Annotated in this window: 16 protein-coding genes and 1 pseudogene; 7 read left to right on the top strand and 10 right to left on the bottom strand. The window is 68.9% G+C overall.

Translation table 11 applies throughout. The annotated features are described in order from the left end of the window. Positions 1–142 precede the first annotated feature (142 nt). Complete coding sequence (locus ACRAKH_RS13540) at positions 143–397, top strand: acyl carrier protein (protein ID WP_380724086.1); 255 nt, start codon at positions 143–145, stop codon at positions 395–397. A 1-nt stretch (position 398) separates the two neighbouring features. Then, entirely contained in the window at positions 399–2687 is a 2289-nt protein-coding gene (locus ACRAKH_RS13535) for a lantibiotic dehydratase (protein ID WP_380724087.1), read from the top strand. Positions 2688–3139: 452 nt separating this feature from the next. Here the strand turns inward: ACRAKH_RS13535 and ACRAKH_RS13530 are convergent, their stop codons facing one another. Continuing rightward, positions 3140–3955, bottom strand: a complete 816-nt coding sequence (locus ACRAKH_RS13530) for a hypothetical protein (protein ID WP_380724088.1) — start codon at positions 3953–3955, stop codon at positions 3140–3142. 1455 nt (positions 3956–5410) lie between these two features. Here ACRAKH_RS13530 and ACRAKH_RS13525 point away from each other — a divergent pair. Then, the gene (locus ACRAKH_RS13525; protein WP_380724089.1) at positions 5411–7504 is read left to right on the top strand and encodes an NB-ARC domain-containing protein; all 2094 of its coding nucleotides are present in this window, start codon (positions 5411–5413) and stop codon (positions 7502–7504) included. Positions 7505–7506: 2 nt separating this feature from the next. Here ACRAKH_RS13525 and ACRAKH_RS13520 read toward each other — a convergent pair whose 3' ends face one another. Then, entirely contained in the window at positions 7507–9153 is a 1647-nt protein-coding gene (locus tag ACRAKH_RS13520; protein WP_380724090.1) for a hypothetical protein, read from the bottom strand. A gap of 95 nt (positions 9154–9248) precedes the next feature. On the opposite strand from ACRAKH_RS13520, the gene ACRAKH_RS13515 reads away from it, so the two are divergent. Then, on the top strand, positions 9249–10175 hold the full coding sequence (locus ACRAKH_RS13515) for a helix-turn-helix domain-containing protein (protein ID WP_380724091.1): 927 nt from the start codon (positions 9249–9251) through the stop codon (positions 10173–10175). Positions 10176–10344: 169 nt separating this feature from the next. Continuing rightward, complete coding sequence (locus ACRAKH_RS13510) at positions 10345–10584, top strand: DUF397 domain-containing protein (protein ID WP_380724092.1); 240 nt, start codon at positions 10345–10347, stop codon at positions 10582–10584. A gap of 1 nt (position 10585) precedes the next feature. Here the strand turns inward: ACRAKH_RS13510 and ACRAKH_RS13505 are convergent, their stop codons facing one another. The 4 genes and pseudogenes from ACRAKH_RS13505 to ACRAKH_RS13490 all read right to left on the bottom strand — a co-directional run bounded on the left by ACRAKH_RS13505 (position 10586) and on the right by ACRAKH_RS13490 (position 15581). Next, positions 10586–11026, bottom strand: a complete 441-nt coding sequence (locus ACRAKH_RS13505) for a hypothetical protein (protein ID WP_380724093.1) — start codon at positions 11024–11026, stop codon at positions 10586–10588. Positions 11027–11303: 277 nt separating this feature from the next. Next, a complete protein-coding gene (locus ACRAKH_RS13500) occupies positions 11304–12251 on the bottom strand; it encodes a hypothetical protein (protein WP_380724104.1) in 948 nt (315 codons plus the stop codon). A 104-nt stretch (positions 12252–12355) separates the two neighbouring features. Next, positions 12356–12565, bottom strand: a pseudogene (locus tag ACRAKH_RS13495) (helix-turn-helix domain-containing protein); the annotation flags it as partial. 295 nt (positions 12566–12860) lie between these two features. Further along, positions 12861–15581, bottom strand: coding sequence for a SpoIIE family protein phosphatase (locus ACRAKH_RS13490; RefSeq protein WP_380724095.1), 2721 nt, complete (start codon positions 15579–15581; stop codon positions 12861–12863). Positions 15582–16911: 1330 nt separating this feature from the next. Here ACRAKH_RS13490 and ACRAKH_RS13485 point away from each other — a divergent pair. Beyond that, positions 16912–17442 carry a DUF6346 domain-containing protein gene (locus ACRAKH_RS13485; protein WP_447009854.1) on the top strand — a complete coding sequence of 177 codons (531 nt, stop codon included), beginning with the start codon at positions 16912–16914 and terminating at the stop codon, positions 17440–17442. A gap of 209 nt (positions 17443–17651) precedes the next feature. Next, positions 17652–18611 carry a diacylglycerol/lipid kinase family protein gene (locus tag ACRAKH_RS13480; RefSeq protein ID WP_447009853.1) on the top strand — a complete coding sequence of 320 codons (960 nt, stop codon included), beginning with the start codon at positions 17652–17654 and terminating at the stop codon, positions 18609–18611. 40 nt (positions 18612–18651) lie between these two features. Here ACRAKH_RS13480 and ACRAKH_RS13475 read toward each other — a convergent pair whose 3' ends face one another. The 4 genes from ACRAKH_RS13475 to ACRAKH_RS13460 all read right to left on the bottom strand — a co-directional run bounded on the left by ACRAKH_RS13475 (position 18652) and on the right by ACRAKH_RS13460 (position 21754). Continuing rightward, positions 18652–18939 (bottom strand): hypothetical protein, encoded by a 288-nt coding sequence (locus tag ACRAKH_RS13475; RefSeq protein WP_447009852.1) that lies wholly within the window; start codon positions 18937–18939, stop codon positions 18652–18654. Positions 18940–19763: 824 nt separating this feature from the next. Further along, a complete protein-coding gene (locus ACRAKH_RS13470) occupies positions 19764–20186 on the bottom strand; it encodes a ricin-type beta-trefoil lectin domain protein (RefSeq protein ID WP_380724098.1) in 423 nt (140 codons plus the stop codon). A 337-nt stretch (positions 20187–20523) separates the two neighbouring features. Continuing rightward, entirely contained in the window at positions 20524–20658 is a 135-nt protein-coding gene (locus tag ACRAKH_RS13465; protein WP_380724099.1) for a transposase, read from the bottom strand. A gap of 91 nt (positions 20659–20749) precedes the next feature. Next, positions 20750–21754: a TIGR02679 domain-containing protein gene (locus ACRAKH_RS13460; protein ID WP_380724100.1), complete on the bottom strand. Its 1005-nt coding sequence runs from the start codon at positions 21752–21754 to the stop codon at positions 20750–20752. Between the last annotated feature and the right edge of the window lie 49 nt (positions 21755–21803).

Raw genomic sequence — 21803 nt, 5'->3', positions numbered from 1 at the left:
CACACCACCACCGGCCTCACAGCCCGACCACACCACCACCGCCTTCGCGGCCCGACCACACCACCACCGCCTTCGCAGCCTGACCCGACCGCACCACCGACCTCACGACCCGACCACACACCACCACCAGAGGGGATCGACCATGACTGCCATCGGCATCACCGCGACCGAGCTGACCGACCTCGTCGTCGAGGTCTACCGGGACGCGCTGGCCAACCCGTCGCTCGACTCCGAGAGCGACTTCTTCGAGGCGGGCGGCGACTCGCTGGCCGCGTTCCAGATCACCGCGCGCCTGCAGGCGGCACTGGGCGTGGACGTGCCGGTGGCGCTGGTCTTCGCCTACCCCTCCCCCGTCGACCTCGCGTCGGTGGTCGAGCAGGAACTGGAGGTCGCCTGACATGGCCGGCGAGCAGGAGGGCCAGTCGCCGGAGGGACGGTCGCTGCCCGGCGGGCGGTGGCGGATGTGGGACCAGTTCAGCGTGCGCGGCGCGGGATTCCCGGCGCACGGCGTGCTGCGGCTCGCGCCGCACGGGCTCGCCCTGGCGGCCGACCGCTTCGCGTCGGAGAGGTCCCAGCAGGGCCCGGAGTGGAAGCTCTTCGAGGAGGCGTTCGAGGAGAGCGCGGCCAAGTCGGCGCTGGAGATGCGCGACATCGCCGCGGGCGGCGCGTTCCAGAGCGCGGTCGCCTGGCAGAACAGGGCGGTGCTGGGCCGCGCGGTGCGGCCGTTCCTGGAGTGGGAGCCCGGTGACGGCCGCACGAGCCGCACCCGCCAGCGGGAGGAGCTGATCTCCCACTACTGGCAGCGGTTCTGCGTCAAGAACGACACCATCGGCTTCTTCGGCCCGGTCGGCTGGGGCAGGCTGGACGACGACGCCGCCGGTGTCGAGGTCGACGCGGGCGTCGGACTCGTCGCCGAGACGACCGTGTACTTCGCCAGCTGGGCGATCGACGCGCTGGCCGGCGTGCTCGCCGAGGATCCGGCGCTCGCGCCGTGGATCGCGCCGCGCCGGGTGCCCTTCGTGCGCATCGGCGACGGCGAAGCGGCCCTGCCGGGCTGTGCGCCGAAACCGGTGGCCGCGCCGCTGCTCGACGTGCTCGCGCTGTCCGACGGCACCCGTTCCGCCCTCGCGATCGGCGAGGAGCTGGGTCGCGACGTCACCGACGACCTGGCGGAGCTGGAGCGCCGCCGGTACCTGGTGCGGCGGCTGGAGGTCCCCGCGGGCTCCCACCCCGAACGGGCCCTGCGGACGTGGCTGGAGGGGTTGCCCGCCTCGGTGGCCGCACCCGGCCTGGCCGCGCTGGAGACCTTGGAACGGGGTCGCGACCGGGTCGCCCGGGCGTCCACACCGGACGAGCTGATCGAGGCGATGTCCGCGCTGGAGCGGGAGTTCGAGTCGCTGACGGACTCCGCGGCGGCCCGCGAGAAGGGCGGGTCCACCGCGCCGGGACGGGCGCTGGTGTACTCCGACGCCCGGCGCGCGGCCACCGTCCGGCTCGGCGGGGCGGTGCTGGAGGAGCTGGGAGCCCTGGAGCCGCTGCTGGTCAGCGCCGCCTGGCTGACGTCCTCGCTGGCGCGGCGCGTGCTGGACGGTGCGCGGCGGGTGTTCGACGCCTCGGGGCCGGTGGACCTGGCGACGTTCTGGTTCGCGTGCATGCCGGTGCTGCACCGGGACGCGGTGGCCGACCTCGCCGAGCTGCGCGCCGAGTTCTGGCGGCGCTGGGCCGGTGTGCTCGACCTGCCGGACGGCGTGCGCGACGTGCGGCTGTCGACGGCGGAGGTGTCGGCGCGGGCGAACGAGGCGTTCGCGTCCCCCGGCGGCGGCTGGAACGCCGCCCGCTACCTCAGCCCGGACGTGATGATCGCCGCGGCGGGCGTGGACGCGGTGGCGCGCGGCGAGTTCGGCTTGGTGCTGGGCGAGCTGCACGTGGCGATGAACACCCTGGGCGCGTCGCTGTACCTCGACCAGCACCCGGACCGCTCGGAGCTGGTCGAGCTGACCACCCGTGACGTCCCGGGCCCGCGCCTGCTGCCCCTGCTGCCCAAGGAGCACCGGTCCCGGCTGTCGACCCGGGTGCGCCAGAGCCTGGTGCGCCCCGAGGACTACTACGTGGCGCTGGTCGACGACACCGCCGACCCGCACCGCCCGCGCAGCCTGCGCAGCGCCGACGTCCGGGTGGAGCTGCGCGACGACGAGCTGGTGGCGGTGCTGCCCGACGGCGCGGTCTTCCCGGTGGCCGACGTGTTCGGCCACGTGCTCACGACGCTGGTGGTCGACGGGTTCCGGGTGCTCCCCGAGGCCGACCACACGCCCAGGGTGAGCGTGGGCAGGCTGGTGGTGTCACGGGAGACGTGGCGGTTCCCGGTGGCGGAGCTGGGGTTCGCCGACGCCAAGACCGAGGCGCGGCGCTTCGTGGGAGCCAGGGTGTGGCGGGCGCGGCACGACCTGCCCCGGTTCGTCTTCTTCACCTCCCCCGCCGAGCCGCGCCCGGTGTTCGTCGACTTCGACAGCCCGGCCTCGGTGACCCTGCTGGCCAAGGCCGCCCGGCGCCTGGCCCGTGCCGACACGTCCGCCAGGCTCACCGTGACGGAAATGCTGCCCACCCCGGAGCAGACGTGGCTGACCGACGACAAGGGGGAGGTCTACACGTCAGAACTGCGCTTCGTCCTGCACGACACAACCTCCTGACACCGTCCACCGGACCACACGGCCCCGCCTCCCGGCGGGGCCGCAGGTGTCCCGGGCGTGAAGGACGACTCGGTCAGCAGGCTGAATTTCGACTGCCCCACGGTGCTGGAGCTGTTGAGCATCGTGACCGCACACCGCAGATCGCCCTTGCTCCCCGAAATACGGTCGAACGGTAATCGGCCCGCAGCGACTGATGCCTGAACCAGGACAACACGTACACCGCGCCCACCCTCGGCAGCGGGGTGGAGCTGCGACAGAAGCCGCGCGAGTACCCGATGCGGCGCCTGTTCGGGGGACTGCGCCGGTTCCGCAAGGCAAAGCCAGCGTGATGGTGGACGGGATCGGGCCGGCGGTGCGGGAGGCCGTCCCGGCACTGCCGGCGGCCGTGGCCGTTCTGCTCGACCGATCATCGGTGGCGAGGGATGCGGAGTTACCAATAGGCCTAAACCCGCCTAGAGTCCGAAACCCGACCCCGGAGACGCTGGCGGACGCGGCCGTTTCACTGGCTCCGGCGGCTCCGGCGGCGCTGGTGGCTTCGGCGGTGCTGGTGGCTTCGGCGGCGCTGGTTCCTCGATGTGCCGACCGAGGTCAGATGGCCTGGGAAGGGCACCTCGTTCGATCCGATGTCCCAAGCTGCGGGCCCAGAGGTACGAACTCAACCGGTCTGCAGGCTCGGCCGGCTCAGGACCGCGGGTCAACCTCACGCTGAATGGGTGGATCACCTCAACGGTCGTGGCACCCAACCCGACGACCACCGCAGCCTCGGCGACCTTCTTGAGAATCGGCTCCTGCGCCGCGAGTGCGCCCAGTGGTGCACCGATCAGGGTGCCGATCACTGTCACACAGCAGATGCGGATGACCGCCGCGACGAAGTCAGGCCTGATGTTCGGTGGTTCGTCCGACTGCAACTCTGCCCTGGTCACCAAGATGGCCAGTTCCAGGTCCTGCTTGAGCAGAACAGCAGTTTCTCCGCTGGCTTCCTCCACAGTCGCGTCATACCCGCCCGGCTCAATCCCCCAATCCTCCTCCAGTCGACGGATCTCTTCCAGCGGCGTCGGTGCCCGGCGGGTGGGTAAGCGCACGCCATACTCGTGGACCTTCTGGGCGGCTTCCAGCATTTCGAGCTGCATCGTCATACGCAGGCGCTGGAACCGCTGCCGCTGCTCGGGATCGCTTAGCGCGGTGGCGGCCGCCATGGCGCTTCTGACGGAGATCAGGCGGTTCCGCACGACGCGAAGGTTGGCCTCGAACTCGTCTTCCGGAGTCATTCCCCCATCCTGGCGCTGCCCCAGGGTGCAGGGCCACCCTCAAGTACCGGGCCAACGAACCACCGGGACACTGCTGGATGACCTACGACGGCGGCCTGTCACGGCGGTGGGGTGTCAGAACTTCGCTCCAGCATACCTACCCACTGGGTACATCAGGGTGTCGTCGACCGTGCCTCATCCTGGATCGGGTCGTCGCCACCGCGCTAGGCAACCACTGCGGCTGAAGCGCACCGCACCGATCCCTGGTTCACAGACACTCACCAGCGCTACTGCACCCTGCTCGCCGATGTGGTCAGGAACAGGACTGGCACCCATCAGATCAAATGCTCCCTCTTCGACGGCATCCCGAAGGACACCACTGATCATCACCTGTCCGAAGTGCTTCAGCGCCGACGACGTGCTGCCTCCCCCGCAGGCTGCCCGAAGACCTGCTCGAACCGCTCGACCACAGGTGGACGAGGCGATGCCCGGGACCGGGAGGACGACCTCGACCCCGAAGCTGCTCGACGAGCTTCACGACCATCACCGGGTCGGTCGAGTCCGTCGCGTAGAACGCGGACGCGGCATCGAGGATCTAGTTGGACGACTTGAGTTCCGCGTTCTCCTTGCGAAGGCGGTGCAGCTCCTCCGACTCGGTCGCGGTGGGCCGGCCGCCCCGCTCGCCGCGGTCGGCCTCGTCCTGCCGGATCCAGTCCGCAACGCCTCCGGGTGCACGCCCAGCACTTGGCCAGGCGCCGGATCACCGGCTTCGAATGACTCCCGGTACAACCGGACCGCACCGGCCTCAACTCGTCGGGGTACTACTTCGGTGGTGCTACGGACGACTCCCTTCAGGTCTTATCGGACCATGTCTGGATCCGGGCTACGGGGAACTTCAGGGGACCACCTTCGCGTGCGCGGGGTAGACAAGGTGATGAACGATCACTTTCGGGTGGCATGCTGTCCGCCTCGCGCGCCGCGGTGCCGTTGGCGGCGCGGAGTGCGGACGTGTCCGTGTCCGTGAACGCGTGAGGTCGCCGGCGTGAATGCGACGCCGACTCCGGCCGCGCATGCGGGGTGATCGACCGCTCGGTGGATGCGTCCGGCCGGCCATACCCGTGAACAGAAACGCAAAAGTGCGGATTGCCTACGGAACCACGCGGCACAGTACACCCGGCCGGGTGCGACTCATCGCCGAGCCGAGTGATACCGACCTACCTGGCAAGTTGCGCACAACCCGGCACCCCGGACTCGATTCCCCTGGTAACAGCTGGTGACGAATTGCGTGTAATCTGTGTTAACCGGCAACCGACAACACCCTTGCACCACCGGACGGGTGAACTTCGCCGACGGTTCTCTTGACCGGAAAAGCTCCCATTGGACGTGGCGGGATGCCATACTCGTCCGCACCTGTGGTCGGGGCGCGGGTGGACGTCGTGCCTTGGCTGTCGGCGAGGCCGGTCGGAAGGTGGGCGGATGGCCCCACGCAATGATGTCACCGCATCGTCGGTGGGCAACGTCATCCAGGCCTCGTCCATAGGCGAACTCAACATCAACACATCGGCACGGCACAACGCACCCATGCAGCTACCACCCGCCCCTCACGCCTTCGTCAACCGCGACGACGAGTTGCGCCTGATGGACGATGCCCTGAACCGCGAGGGCAGCAGACCCGCGCTCGTGGCGATCAGCGGCATGGCCGGGGTGGGCAAGTCCGCGCTCGCCCTACATTGGTCGCACTCGAACGGCTCCAGGTTCAACGACGGCCACCTGTACGCCAATGTTGCGGAGTACCGCCACCGCGGCGGTGTCGCCGTCAGCGAGATCGTCGCGTTCTTCCTGAGGTCCCTCGGGGTGCACCAGCAGTACCTGCCCGCCCAGTACCCGGAGCGGGTGGCCCTGTTCCGCAGTCTGACCGCGCAGGCCCGACTTTTGGTGCTGCTCGACGACGTCGACGAACCGGCCCAGGTACGAGCGCTGTCCCCCGCGGCGGGCGACAGCGTCGTCATCAGCACCAGCAGGCGCAGGCTCAACGGGCTGACCATCGACGGCGCCCGGTTCGTCGACCTGGCGCCGTTCGACGCCGAAGACGGCGAGCGCCTGGTGACCCAGTGGATGACCTCGACGGCCAAACAGGACAGCACGAGCATCCGGGAGCTGGTGCGCCTGTGCGCGGGCCTCCCGCTGGCGCTCAGCGTCGCCGGTGCCCGCCTGGCCCAGCCGCGGCGCTGGACGCCCGCCGAACTGGTGCACCACCTCTCCGACGACCGGCAACGACTCGGCCGCCTGACCATCGAACCAGGGGGAAGTCCGGTGAGGACCATGTTCGACACCGCTTACGCGGACCTGCCGGAGTCCGCCCGCGTCCTCTACCGTCGCCTGGGCCTGCACCCTGGTCCTGACTTCGGCAACGAGGTGGCCGTGGTCGCTGGCGGTCGGGCGACGTCGACACCGGGGACGGACCTGGAACTGCTGTGCACGGCGAACCTGGTCGAGGAACTGGACAGGGGTCGCTACCGGTTCCACGACCTGGTGCGCCTGCACGCCCGTGAACGGGCCGAGGTCGACGACAGCGCCGACCAGCGCGACACCACCCTGGGCCGCATCGTCGAGTGGTACGCGAAGGGCGCGGCGGCCGCGGACGTGGCGGTTCTGGGGAACAGGTGGCGTTCGGGCGAACACGACCTGACCGGGTGGGAGAATCGGTTCGACGCGGCTTCCGGCATGGAGTGGCTGCGCGTCGAGCGGACGAACCTGTTGGCGGCGATGCGTGCCGCAGACAAACTCGAGTGGCACGAGACCGTGTGGACGATGTGCGAATCGATGTGGGCTTTGTACCACAGCGACAAGAACTTCGCGGATTGGGTCGAATCGCACGAATTGGGAATGCGGGCGGCACACCAGTGCGGCAACGTGACGGCGGAAGTGCGCATGCGTAACCAGCTCGCCCGCGCTCACATCGAACTGCACGAGTTCGCCGCGGCGCACGAGCAGTTGGAGATCGCCCGACGGCTGGCCTCCGACGACCCCCGTGCCATGTCGGTGGTGTTGGAATCGACCGGGCTGCTGTACCGGGAACAGGGACGCTACGGGGACGCGGTCAGCGTTTTCGAGGACCTCGTGAGCACACAGCGGGACCTCGGCGACGAGCGCGGTTATGCGATGCAGTCCTATCAGTTGGGTGATGTCCTCGTGCGCGCGAGCCTGGAGGAACGCGCTGTTCCCGTCCTGGACGACGCACTGGAGACCATGCTCCGGCTAGACGACGACATGGCGGCGGCCAGGGTGCGCATCGTCCTGGCCCAGGCCTATCACAGGCTGCGCCGGGAGCAAGAGGCCGCGACCCAACTGGAGGAAGCGGTCCAGACGACGAGGAGACGCAACCAGCCGGTGAAGGAGGCACAGGCGCTGGAGGTGCTGGTCGGGGTGGCCCAGGAGAATCACGACACGACCCGTTTCCGCACGGCCGCGCACCGCCTGCTGGAGCTGTACGTCGACGCGGGCAGTCCGCGCAGCGCCGAGGTGCGACGGTGGATCGACCTCGGGCGACGTCCGGAGCAGGAGGACTGACGTCAGGCGGAGCGCAGCGGCAGCAGTGGCCGCACCATGGTCGCGCGCACCGCCCCGCTCGCCCCGATCCGCAGCTCGACCTCGTCGTCCAGACCAAGCCCGTCGACGTGCCACTGGTAGACGGCCGCTGCGAGCAGAACGGGGTCGACGCCGGGCGCCGTGCGCAGCACCAAGCCGTCTGGGACGAAGTGCATCAGGGTCTCCTCCCCCGTCACTGCCACCAGCAGGGCGGCCCCCGGCCAATCACGGGTGCCCTGCACGAACCAGTGCCGCGCCTCGTGCAGCGACCCCGCGTCCCGGTTCATGACGATCTCGGCGTTCTCGGTGAAGCGTGGGTCGACCTCCTCGGTGTCGACCAGGAGCACCGAGTGCGGCCGGGTCTGCGAGGAGGCGAGGACGGCGGGGAAGCACTCCACCTCGCAGTGGGTGTCGAACGGCGCCGGGTCGATGACCGTCTTGACCCTCAGGGCCGTGGAGACGTACGCGCCCCGGATCGGCACCGGGTCAGGGATCGGCACCATGTGCAGTTCCTCTTTCGGCGGAGCGAGACCCGCCAACTCGTGGAGCACGTCACGCAGCGTCGACCACGACCGCCCCTGGTTGCCGAACATCCGATCGGCGGCAGCGGCGAACCTGTCCTCGTCACGGCGCTGCACGGCAGAGTCGATCTGCACGCGCAGGTCAGCGGCCAGGTCCAGCCGGTCGGCCTCGTCCCTCAGGTCGGCGATCGGTGAGGCTGGGTCGACCTCGGTGGAGCCGTCAGTGGCGAGCAGGAGCGGCACACCCACACTCGCGGTGTAGAAGGTGACCGAGCCGTGGTCACCGATGATCACGTCCGCAGCGATCGCGGCGGCCTGCCAGCTCCCCTCCGGTGGGACGATCAGCAGGCCCGCCGCGAGCTCGTGCCCCAAGGCCATCTCGAGTCCGGCCCTCGTGACCTTCGTCCAGACGTTGACGTGCAGCACCAGCACCACCTGGTACTGGTGCCGGGGCAACTCGGCGACCAGCCTGCGGACCAGGTCCCGGTGGTTTTCGATGAGCGAGTGCCCGTTCCAGGTCGAGCTGACCAGGACCAGCGTGCGCCGGTCGTCGACGCCGAAGATCCTGCGGAACCGCTTTCTCCGTTTCCGCGAGGCGTTCATCTGGTCGAACACCGGATCACCGATCAGCATGGCCTTGGGCCGCGCCGCGGGGCACAGACGTGAGCGTTGCTCCTCGTGGCTCAGACCGATCACCTGGGCGAACACCCTGCCTCCGGCGACGAGTTCATGACAGGAGAGCCCGGCGGAGGACTGCGGGTCGTGGGTCGAACTGAAGACCCGGCGGTTGTAGCCCGCCCCGTGGGCCACCACCAGCATGGGGCCGGTGAGTTCGGCGAGCTTGCCGTTGACGTGGGCCGCGAGGATGACGCTCCACGTGCCTGCGCGCGCTTGCTCCCACCCGATCCGCCGGAAGCCCAGCTCGCGGATCCGTTCATCGAGGCCGTCGGCGTATTGCGAGCCTTCGTCGATCACGACGTCGATCGACCACCAGGTGCTCGTCAGAGCCTTCAGCACAGTGCCAATGCGGTTCAACGACGTCAGGTTGCGCGCGACGAGCAACAACCTGGGGTCGAAGTGGAAGGTGGGGCCCTGGGTGTCGATCTTCACAACCCCACCTCCTAAGCCACCTCGCCATCTGCCATGTAGCATCTTGCCAGTCAGATGGTAGCCAGGTGCCACCGCGCTAGGAAGCATACGGCTAGGTGGCCGGCACCACTCGTCCGCCCCTGGGAGGAACCGCCTTGGTCGACAGAGGCCGCAACCCAGTCACCCAACAACGCCAACTGCGTGCGGAACTACGAGCGGCCCGCGAAGCCGCAAAATTGAGGCAAAAAGATGCGGCAGACCGTTTGGAATGGTCACTTTCTAAGCTGATTCGTATCGAGACCGGCGCCGTAGGAATTTCGTTGACGGACTTGCGCGCCCTATTGCAGCTCTACGGGGTCACCGACGAGAGCACGGTGGAGCAACTGGTCGACATGGCCAGGTCCGGAAAGCAGCAGGCATGGTGGGACAGGTACCGTCCGCGATTGCCGCAGCCATTCGTAACCTTTCTGGGACTGGAGGACTCGACCACCCTCATACGACAGTTCCAGCCGCTGTTCGTTCCAGGCCTTCTTCAAACGGAGGATTACGCACGGTCAGTGGTCAGCCTGTACAGCCCCGATGACACGGATGGCATCGAACGTGGTGTCGAAATTCGGATGGAGCGACAGGACAAATTCTACGACAAAGGAGACCAGCAAGCTTTCTTCATTCTCGATGAATCTGCTCTTCGTCGCCAGATCGGCACCCCCCAGGTTATGAGGAAGCAACTGGTCAGACTTAAGGAACTCAACAGGCTTCCCTTCGTGTCGATTCAGGTGATCGGTTTCGACAAGGGATTGCACCGCGGAATGGAGAGCGCGTTCACGGTATTCGAATTCCCGGCGGGCGACGATCAGGATCACGCGATCTACATCGACCAGGCCGGGAAGTCCCGGAGCATTCTGATCCAGAACAGCCCGGAAGACGCCAGTCGCTACGTCGAGGCGTTCATCGAACTCGAAGCCGTGGCCACACCATCGGACGAACTGGACATCTTCATCGACCGCATTATTACGGATTCATTCAACGAAGGAGCGCACTGACCACGTCACAGGACCGCAATTGTCGGTGATCGCCCCACGCCACCGCTCAACCACGATCAGCGCTGCTGACAATGGAGCAATCGGCCTCCATCAGTCGGCGGTAGAGGTCGAAAGAGTGGCCCGATAACCTAAATCCGGACCCGGCTGGCCCGCAGCGGAGGGGGCGCATGTGCAGCAGCGAAAAACCTCGGAGTTTGCGGAGCACGCTCCACAAGGCCTGGTTTGGCGCAAGAGTTCAAGCTCCGGGGGCGGAAACCCCGACTGTATTGAACTCGCACGTTCAACGGATCTCGCTTTCGTCCGAAACTCACGAAATCCCGCTGGTGCATATCTGAAGTTCCCGATCGACCATTGGCAGATTTTTCTGTCGACGGTCAAATCCGGTCCCCCCGGTCAGCACCCGTGCTGATTTAGTGCAGTGCCGCAGCGCACGCCCGCCTCGTCAGACAGACGGACGTCGACGGCACCGTACGACTCAATCGCAACTGGGGTGAACGGTCATCGCGTGACCGTTCTGAGACGAAGCATTCGCCGATCGCCGGGTGGGTGAGCACATCCCACATCTCACCCACCCGGACTGAGGTCCGGCCCCGTCGGTCAATCCCGATGCTCAGGAACCGGGCCAAGGCGCTGATCGCGTGGTCACGATCCAATTGAAGCCCTAAAGCAGTGCCGGAGTCTTTGATCCGGATCGTCACGCCAACCACCGTGCCAACGTCGAAACCCGTCGATCTGGTCCGGCGGGGCTTGACGGGGAGGAAGCTCCAGCCGCGTTCTCGCAGGTCCACCAGGTGTCGCAACTCTGGGTACGCAGCCGCCGCATCGGCGGCACCGGGCCCGATCAGGTTCACGATCCCTCCATCGGCTGTGGGACCGCGCGGGCCGGTCGAGAACAGCACGAGCCATCGCCGACTGTTGATCGAAGGTGCGCGGCAAGGGATTCGTCGGGCCTGCGTCGTCCGCATAGCTCGGCACCGACCGACGAGCCGAGTCTGCGGCAAGGGGCGCACGCAGCCTGGCAGCGGGGCAGCACCGCACGGCCCGCGACGTGCAGGCGCCAGGTGACGCCGAGGACAACAACCGCACCGAGCAGAACGAGAAGCACAGCGGAACGCCATGACGCCCGTGTCAAAGGTTCACAATGTGTGAACGGACGCCGAGTCGGTTCTTCAACGACCGAAGCTCCCAGGACTGGCGATGGGCACGCCGGTCCAGTTCCGCGAGAAGTTCACGGGCTACCGGATCGTGGCGGATGCGTTCCGGTGCGATCCGGTCCGCGGTGTCGAGGTGCCGCAGCGCTTCGGTGTCGCGCGTGCCGCCTGCCTGGCCGTAGGCGCGCGCCAGGTCGAAGTGCAGCGCGGCGCGCCGGTCGGCGGCGGTCAAGGCGTCCGCGTAGCCGGGCGTCGCCTCGATGCGTTCCGCCTCGGCGGGGCCTTGCCCTGACTCGACCGCGATCGACAAGGCCCACGCCTGGACGTTCGACGGGCCGAAGCTGAACCACAAGGAGTTGCGCTCGCCGGTTCGCCGCGCCAACTCGGCGGCCTCGGCCAAGTGCGCCGCCGAGTCCTGAAGTCGTCCTGACTTCGCGGCCATCTGGGCTGCGGACAGGTGAAGCATCCCTGCGGCTTCGGCCGTCGCGGTGTCCGGTGCGGTGGGGTCCGCCACGTCGACCAGGCTTTCCAGCGCCGACCTCGCGACTTGCTGCGCCCGGTGGCGAGCGCCCAACCGGCTGAGGGCACCGGTGCTGGTCATCGCGGCGAAACCGGTGAGGGAGGGGGATTCGAGCTGTCTTGCGGCTTCCTGGCCACCCGCGGCTGCGGTCACGGCCAGGTCCGCGTTGCCCAGGCTGCGCGCGACTCCGCAGGCCGCCAAACATGCCTCTGTCAGGGCCGTGAGCGCCGTCCGGCGGTCGTCGCCGTTCCCTGTGACGGCGTGCACGTGGAGGTCGGTGAGCAGTACGCCGAGGTCACGTCCGGCCGCGGCATAGCGGCTGTGGGCGGTGAACTCGTTCGCGCGTGCCGCCCACGCCACGAGTTCCAGCAGGGGTCGAGCCGCCACGTCGGGGACGTCGTCCAACGTCGTGTCGTAGAGAGCGACCGAGATCGGGGCCGCGTGGCGAGGGCTTCGGCGCTCGCGCGATCGCCCGGCAGGTACGGCTGCCCGGTGAGGTCCGCTACGGAGCAGCCCAACACGCGGGCCAGGTCCTCCAACAACCCGCGGCGCTCGAACCGACGCTGACCGCTTTCCAGCATCGACCAGTAGCCCTTGCTGATTCCAGCCAGCCCGGCGGCAGCTTCGAGGGAAAGTCCGCGACGCCTCCGAATCGTCCGCACGCGGACGCCGATCTCGGCGGGAGCGGGCTCGAACCCTCGGTTGTCTGCGTCGTCCATCTGCACCTCCCGCTACTCCGAGGGTTAGCTGGGCCGCTTCGCCGGACAGTCCTGACATCACCAAGGTACGCCAGGCCCGCGCGCCCAATCAGGGCGTCCGACCGTGGTAATGGTTGCGTAGAACTGAGGCCAGCTCTCAACAGCAGTACGACGAACCGCCGACGACCACCCCGAGGACGCCGCCTGCGGCGACCTGCGCCGAGGTGTCGTCACCGAGGTCGACGCGCGACCAGGTAACACGCACAAGCGCGAGGCCGACAAGTGGAGCCACGGGCCGTATGCGACGGTGAGGACGTCAGGGCATCTGGGGGACGGTGCGGACGATCAGGGACTCGGCGAGGTCTCCGTCGTCCAAGCCCGCGACGGACAGGGCACGCGCGGGTGCGGAGCCCTCGGAGACCAGGACGGTGAGCGCGCGTCCGGCGCGGGTGGCCGCCTCCGACACGTCGAGCAGCAGCGCGATGCCGGAACTGCCGAGGTAGCGCAGTCCGGTGAGGTCGACGTCCACCGGCCGCTGGTCGGTGTCGCCGACGCGGGACAGCAGCGGTGCGCGCACCTCGCGCACGGTGTCGAGGTCCAGGTCACCGGTCAGCCGCACGCGACGGGTCGTGCCGCCGGCCGGGTCGTCCAGCAGACCCGTGACCTCTTCCTCCGGTCGCACGGGCGGCGCCGGGACACCGGGTCGCAGGCTGAGGTGGAAGTCGACGGTGGTGCCGGCTTCGCCCTGCTCGAACACGACCTGCTCGGCCAGCGTCCGGATGATCCCAGTTCCACGTCCCCGGTAGCCGGGATCGGCGGGCACCGGTCGCCACCTGCCGTGGTCACGGACGGTGACGTGCACGGTAGTGGCGGTGTTGGCCACCTCGTACTCGAGACTTCCTTCCTGGCCTGGCGGGTAGGCGTGGTCGACCACGTTGGCCGCGGCCTCCCCCAACGCCAGTTGCAGGTCGTCGAGCAGGTCTTCGGACAGTGCCGCGGCGGCCGCCCACGCCTCGACGCCGCGCCGCATGACGGACAGCGAGGCGGGCTGGGCCGGCAGGGCGCCGACCAGCGGCGGAGGTAGGTAGCGTGCGACGACCAGCGCCACGTCGTCGTCTTGGCCGTCGACGAGCAGGACGTCGGTGACGGCGTCGGTCAGCGCGTCGGGAGCCGCCGCGCGGGCATCGCGGACGACGGCGAGCAAGCGGTCCAACCCGTCGTCGATCGGGAGGTCGCGGTCTTCCACCAGACCGTCGGTGTAGAGCACGACCGACGCGCCCACCGGCAGGTCGACGGTGTGCTCGACGTAACGGGCACCGCCAGGCGCGCCGAGCACCGGCCCCCGACCGCCGGTGAGGAACCACACGGTCTCGGCGTGCGCCACCAGCGGCGGCGGGTGCCCGGCCGTCGCGCACCGCAGCACCCCGGTGTCACGGTCGAGGGTCAGGCAGGCACAGGTGCTGCCGGCGGCACCGTCGACCCTCCGGGCGAAGACGTCCAGGCGTTCCAACGCGGCGGCCGGGGACCGGCCTTCGAGCAGGTAGCCGGCCAGAGCGCTGCGCAGCTGCCCCATGACCGCTGCCGCCGACGGCCCCTTGCCCACGACGTCGCCCACGCACAGCGCCACGGTGTTCCCGTCGAGTTCGAGGACGTCGTACCAGTCGCCCCCGATCTGGGCGTACGTCGACGCCGGCAGGTACCGGGCCGCGATCGCCAACCTGTCCAGAGTCGGCAGCTCGCGCGGCAGCAGGCTCCGCTGCAGGGCCGCGGCGATCTCGTGCTCGCGTCGCAGCAGCAGCTCGCGTTCGGCCTCGACGCGCTGCCGCTCGGTGACGTCACGACCGATGGCCTGCACCCCGGTCGGGGTGCTCTGGATGCTCAGCTCCAGCGCGATCACCGTCCCGTCGCCGCGGCGCACCTGCCACACCTCGGTGACGACGTGATCGCCGGCCGCATCGACGTCCGCGCTCGCTCGGCCGTCCGGGACGGACACCACCAGGTCGGTGACGCTCGTGCCGACCAACTCGTCGCGAGTGCGGCCCAGGAGAACGCACGCCGCCGGGTTGACCTCGACGAACCTCGACTCCCCGTCGAGCACCCAGATGGCATCGGTAGCCCGTTCCACCAGCAGCCGGTACCGCTGCTCGCTCTCCCTCCGGGCCCGGTCGGCGTGCACCCGCTGCAGTGATTCCCAGCACCGGTGGACCACCACGGTGATCACCTCGAGCTCCGCCGGCGTCCAGTGGCGGACCGACGCCTGGTGCACCGCCAACCCGGCGACGAACCGGCCGCCGCGCAAGAGCGGAACCGAAACCACCGCGCGGATACCGGTCCGCCGGTATGCGTCGCGGTCCTCGTCGGTGAGCCTGGGATCACGCAGGGCATCCACGACGACCCACGGCTGTCCCGCCCGCATCGCCCGCAGCGCCTGCTCCCCGAACGCCGACATCGCGAACCTGCCACGCAGCGGAGGCAACCCGGTGGCGTGGTCACCGCTCATGACGAAGTGGTCCTCGTCGTCCTCCACCCGGGCGTAGGCGCACCGGTCGGCGTTCAAGTGCGCCCGCAGCAGGCGGGTGACCGTGGCCATGACCTCTTCGGCGTCGTCCACCCCCTGGAGTTCCCGTTCCAGCGCCGCGAGGAAGCGGTCCCCCTGCTCCGCCGTCCGGCGCCGGGTCACGTCCGCCAGCATCCCGCGCACCCGCACGGGCACTCCGGCGTCACCGTGCACCACCTGCACCCGGCACCGCAGCCACATCAGCCGGCCGTCCGCGGCGGTGGCACGGAACTCCACCTCGAAGTAGTCCTGGAGCACGCCGGCGCGCCACGCGCGCCACACCTCGGCGCGGTCGTCAGAGTGGATCAACCCGACCAGGCTGTCCAGGTCACCGGACCAGAATTCCGGCGGATAACCCAGCAGCACCTCGGCGTGCGGCGAGACGAACGTCAACCGCCGCGAACGCACGTCGGCTTCCCACGCCACGACACCCATGCCGTTGACCAGACCGGTCAGGTCGGCGCCCATCGGTGCGGTCACTTCTGCTCCCCGCTGCCGGAACCCATGAGCCCGGCTCCTCTCGACGTCACCGCCGCTCGGGCGCAGACCACGCGCACCGGCGCGCCAAGCCTCGACCCGACTTTGAACGAGCGGATGTGATTGGCACACCGCGTCACATAGGGGCCAGGCTACCTTCCCGGCTCCCGCCGGGTGATCCGTCGTTCCGCCCTGGCACGCGCCTTATCGCAGCGCGATGCGGACGTGCTCGGTCATCTCGCGGTCGCGGGCGTATCGCGGATGTGCGGTTCAACTCCGTTCGGCGCGTCCAACAAGATCCATTTTACTCCCGCAGTCCGCTTTCCCGCGGTCGTCGAAGTTCAAACCTCCCTTGATGCGGAAATTGGGCCACGTCGGTACGTCACCAGGCGTTCACGACTCTGGCGTGCGTACCGGCGGCCATACTCGACACGGCGGGCAGGCGGACTCACCTCTGCCAACCGACGCCGCCACACCGGCACAGCACCCGGCGGGCCGAATCCCGCTCACGACGCAGCGACAAATGCCAGAATCACCAACGGACCAGTAAAGTGCCTGGCGAACAAGTGTCTTCCCGGCGCATACGGGGGTGGTCTCTTGAAATCTTGGTTCCCGCCGCGGGCAGAGGGTCATACATTTCAAGGCGACCGAAGCATCCCCAGCCGCATGGGCGTAGTACTCGGCCTCGGCACGAGCAGCACCGGCATAGAGGCCACCTGGGTCCGAGCGGGCAGTTCGGGTGGACTGAGTTTCCACGTCTTCACCCAGTCGTTGCGTCGACTTCCGGGCGCACGCACCGCACCTGAGCGTCGTGCTGGTCATGCCGGGCCACGTCCGCAGCGCGATGGCGTCGCCTCGCCGGGACCTGGCACCGTGCCCGAGGCTCCCTGTTCGCCGACCACCGCCCGGTGTCCAGCACCGCGGTCGCGGTCACGATCAGGTGAAGCACCGGTGGTCGATCCGCCATTCGGCCATCGAGCTTCGAACGTTCCGCTACCTTCCCGTGACGTTGAGTCGTGAACATCCGGGGGATGATGACCGACCCTGAGCGGATCTTGAACGAATACGAAGGCGAGCTCGACCGGATCCTCGGCAACGCCCAGACCGCGCCGGCCAAGCGCGGCGACGACTTCGTCACCGTCCTCAAGCGAGGCGCCGACGCCGACATCGCCCGCCACATGGCCGACTTCTCGTGGGGCGCGATGGCCAACGACGCGTGGACGGGTGCCAGGCAGTCGGTCGTCGACGGCGTGACGGGGTTGCCGAGGGACATCGGGCCGAAGGCGGTCGGTGAGTTCCGCAAGGAAGGAGCGAAGATCATCGACAACGGCGGGTGGAAGACGTGGCCGGAGTCGCAGGCGGAAGAGGAGAAGGAGGCGGGAGGCGGGAGGCGGTCCTCCACCGCCTCGTCGCGTTCGTGCTGCTGCCCGTCATGGGCTACCTGCTCGGGGCGACGATCTTCTTCACGTTCTGGGACACGATCGAGGTCGGCGACCCCGGCGGGTCCGGCTACGCCGCTGTCGCCCAGTCCTGCGAACGCCGAGGCCCGGTGTCCTACAAGGGCTTCGGCTACTGGTACACGTGCACGGCGAAGGTGACCCAGCGGGCCGACGGCGTCACCCGCACGATGCAGGCCGGTTTCCTCACTCCCGAGCACATCGGCCGCGAGGTGGCCGTGGAGACCACGCGCGGGTACCGGGCGATCAACCCCCGCGAACGCCCGTACGCCGGCCTGGGCGGGGTGCTGCTGTTCCCGTACTTCGCGCTGTGGGTGCTCGTCTTCGCGCGCGTCGCCGGTCCGGTCCTGCCAAGCAGGCGACGCAAGAGGAAGGTCCCGCTCCGATACCGGAAACCCGGCACCTGAGCCCTCCGGCGGGCACTCCCCCGTGCGCCGGCGGCTGTTTGACCACAGCATCAAGGTCGCAGATCGGCTGAACCCGTTCGGACCAGCACAAGCCTGCTACCAGCAACCACTCCGCCGGTCCAGCCGACTGCCCAGGACTTCGCGGGCGACACGGGCGTGACTGTGGATCGGCCCGGCCGGGTCTGCGGCGCTTTGCGCGTCACGTCCACGTGTACGTTCGCCTGTCGCAGGGCATCCGGTCCGGTGTCGACCTCGTGAAGGTGGTTCGGGTGCATCCAGGGCAGGACAAGCTTCGTGTGGCGGTGGTCGTTCATCCGGGCGCCGTGGTGGACCACTCCGGGTTCCGGGACTTGGTGGCGTGTGCCGCCCGGGACCGGGGCTGGTGCGCGCCGCAGTGGTTCGAGACCACCTGTGACGATGCCGGGTCGGGCGTGACGGCACTCGCCCTGCGCGGCCACCCGCGGCTGGTCCTGGCGTGTGGTGGGGACGGCACGGTGAACGCGGTGGCCGCCGGGTTGGCGCACACCGAGGTGGCGATGGGAATCGTGCCGATCGGCACGGGGAACCTCGTGGCCCGGAACCTGGGGGTCGGCAGTGGGGTGGAGGACGCCGTCACGTCGGCGTTCGACGGGGCGGACCGCCGCGTCGACATGGGTGTGCTGGACGGACGCCCTTTTGTCGGCATGGGCGGGATCGGTCTGGACGCGGAGATGGTCCGCGACACCTCGCCGAGGATGAAGCGCCTCCTGGGGTGGCCCGCATACGTACCAGCGGTCCTCAAGGGTCTGAGGTCGGGCGCCAGCAGGGTGGCTGTCCGGTTGGACGACGGCCCCTGGCTGACCCGCCGCGTCCTGGGGGCGGTCGTCGGCAACATAGGCGCCTTGCAGGGCGGGGTTTCCCTCTTGCCGGAGGCGGATCCCGCTGACGGGCTCCTGGACCTGGCGTTGCTGCGTGACGTGCGCGCCGGGGGTTGGCTTGTCACGGCGGGACGCCTGATCGGTTCCCGCCGGGTGGACGGGCCGGCGGTGGAGCGGTTCCGGTTCCGGCGCTTGGAGTTGCGCAGCAGTCGCACCAAACCGTTCGAGGTCGACGGAGAGGTCTGCGGCACGACCAAGTCGCTGAAGGTCGAGGTGGACCCCGGAGCGCTCGTCGTCAAGGTGCCGGCGTGAACTCGGCGAGCCTGTCCCGCCCTGAAGCCGTCGTCGCGGATCATTGCCTATGCCGCCGCCCTCCGCGATGCCGCCCGGCGTCCGTCCGGGTCGCGAAGTGGAACTCGCCACGCACGAGGCCGGGGAAGAACGCCACATAGGTGCCGAACTCGTTGAGCAAGCCGTAGCTGACCGGGGCGATGTCGGCGCACCACGACCGCAGGTGGATCTCGGCGCGTCTCCGCGTGGTGAAGAACAGCCAGAACTCGACGTCACTGTGCTTGTCCGCCTCGTCCGCAGCGAACGAGGCGTACATCGGCGCGGCGTCCAGCCCTCGTCGGCCGTGCACACTTCGCGAACACGCCCGATCAGCTCTTCCTGGAACAGCACACGCCCGCCCAAGCAGCCGATGTCCTGGGTAGGCCAACGCGGCAACCACAACGCGCGCCAGGACGAGCAGCACCGCCGCACGGGCCGCCGACGGCCTGTCGGGGTGTCGCGTCGTTTGGCGGGACGCCTGTCGGGGTAATGCGGCGGCGTGAGCAACGACCTTGAGCAGCCAGGGTCGATCCTGGGGGATCCACCGGCCGCGCCCGATCCCGTCGAAGTCCGATCCTCGGTCCACCATGCCGTGACCAGGCTGCGCACCCAGTTGACGACCATCCGAAACGAACTACCGACACCGCCGGAGGATCCGATGTGATCGCCCGGTGAGCCGGGTTGTCATCGACTGCGATCCCTCGGACTCGGTGTCTGCCGAGGGGGATCCCGAATTCTGACCTCGTTCCGCCCTCAGCCGCCTCCAAACAGAGACGCACAGCACATCCCAGACGTGGACGCTCGCCTCCTCTGCGAGGCGCCTCACAGTCCGCGTCACGCCGGCGACCACGCTTCCGTGTCACGCGGTGGCCCGCCCTCTGGTGAACTCGGCCAGGCCGGTACGGAATTTCCTGCGCCGGACCGGCCAGCGCACTCCCCTCGCGCAGCTGCCCGGCGCAACGCCGCACCGGTTCCAGTTGCCGCAGGTGGGGAAAACCCCCACTCCTGCTGCTGATCCGCACCGACCCGGTGTAGATCGCGGACAGCCGGATGGCTGCCGGGCAACCCGATGGGGTCCCGCCGCGGGTTCGACCGCGGCGGGACCCCATCGGCGGACTGCCGTGGGCCATCCGATCAGGGCAGGGTCCACTTCTGGTTGGCGACGTTGAGGCAGTCCCAGATGTGCAGCGCCGTGCCGTCGGCGCTGCTGCCGCCCGACCCGTCGAGGCAGCGGCCGGACTGGGGGTTGCGCAGTGCTCCGCCGGCCTGCGCGACCCACTGCTGGGCGCCGCTGCCGTTGCACGTCCACAGCTGCGTCACCGTGCCGTTGGCCGTGCCACCCGACCGCACGTCCAGACACTTGCCAAGCGCGCGAATCGTGCCATCACCCGGCACGGTCCACTGCTGCGCGTTCGTGCCGTTGCACGTCCACAGCTGAACCTTCGTCCCATCGGCGCTGTTCCCGCCGCTGACGTCCACGCACTTGCCACCGACGCCGGTGAACCGCCCTGTCCGGGTGCCGGAGAGGTCCTTGACCCGGACGTTGCGGAACGACACGTCATCGCCGTCGCCGCATGCCGGGCGTGCGCGGGCGAGACCGGACAGCAGGTCGCCCCCAGACGCATGCTTCCGGCAATCATCGCGTCATCCAACAGGTCGGGTTTTCAAGAGCCGTCCTTTCCCGCATGTACCTGCACGGGCGGTTCGTCGGGTGTCGTCAACCGGTCTCTTCCACCAGGGTTCACACCTGCTTGAGCGGGCAGTCGGCCCGCAGGTCCGCGGGCAGCGCGGCGTAGTGCCGGAACACGCGGTCCAGGAGGTCTTTGGAGTTCCAGACCTTGATGGCGAAACGCTGGGTGGACAGGTACCGGCGAGCCTGGTCGTTGATGTCCCCTCAGGCTACGAGCAGGCCGGTCGCGCCGTGAGCGGACACCCCGAGATCCTGCGCCACCGACTTGATCGTCGCGCCCGGCCGGGACCGGTACAACGCGACCGCCTCGGCCCGGAACTCCGGCGGATAGTGCTTCATCACCATCTGAACAGGACTTTCGTCCACCCTGACCATCAGGGCCCAAGTGTGTCTGGTGTCCAGCGTTCGGGGTCAAGGCCCCAGGTCGCCGTCAGAGGAGTAACGGCAGCACGTGCTCCTCGGTGACCATCAGGCCCGTGGTGGTCATGGTCTTGACCAGGTCGGGATCCCAGGTGGCCTCCACAGGGCCGTTGTTCAACGTCGGCAGTTCGACGCCCCGGGCGATCAGTGTGGTGACGGCCTCGCGGTAGTCGCTCGCTGACATGCGCCACGCCGTGCCGTCGGTCCAGGCAAGGATGTCGTTGGTCGCGCGGACGCCGTCCGGTGTGAAGTCGTTGTGGCAGCGGACCACCTTGCCGATGAGGTGGTGCTTGGCCTGTGGGGTGAGGCCCTTCGGAAGCACCATCAACGGGCCGGGCACGCCGGATTCGAGCAGGCGTGGGCTGCGGACAACGGTGATCTCCGGGGTCTCGAGGGTGTCGTTCAGCGTCAGGTAGCCCTGGGAGGTCAGCACCGGGTCGCTGTAGGCGTCTTTGAGGATTCCAGCCTGCTCCCAGGTCGTGCCCATGAGTTCGAGCGCCTTGCCCACGATCCGGGCGAGCGGCCGTCCGTCGTCGAGGTCGTTGCCGGCCAAGGCGAACCGGGTCGTCGTCGGCCCGAGCTTGCCCAGTACCCAGGCCGCCTGGTTGGCGAGCATCGGCAACGCCGGTTGTGGGATCTTGCCGTACCGGCGCACGTGCGCGATCCACGGTGCGGCCCACGATTCGTGCAGCAGGTTGTGCTGACGCAGTGCGAACTTCAGCACGGCGTCGGCCGTCGAGGCCTCCTCGGCCGTGGACATGCCGATCGGCCTGCCGTGCACCGCTTCCAGCACCTCGGTCAGCGTGCTGCCGTGCGAACGGACGTGCTCGTCCAGACGCGCCAGGGAGATCTGCCGGCGGGAGGGATGGGCGACCGGCTTGCGCAACAGTTCGGTGAGCGCCGCGGCGGTCTTCTCGTCGTCGACGCGAATGCTGAACGCAGACCGGCCACCACCCTCCAGGGTCTCGCGGGCCAGCCGCCACAGCTCGGCGAGTTCAGGTTGGTCCCAGTGCACCGTCCGAGCCTAGTTTCGCGATCCGGAGCGCGCGCACGCCGGCCCTGAA

This window comes from Saccharothrix hoggarensis (assembly GCF_052936025.1).
This window is presented reverse-complemented; position numbering and strand designations above follow the sequence as displayed.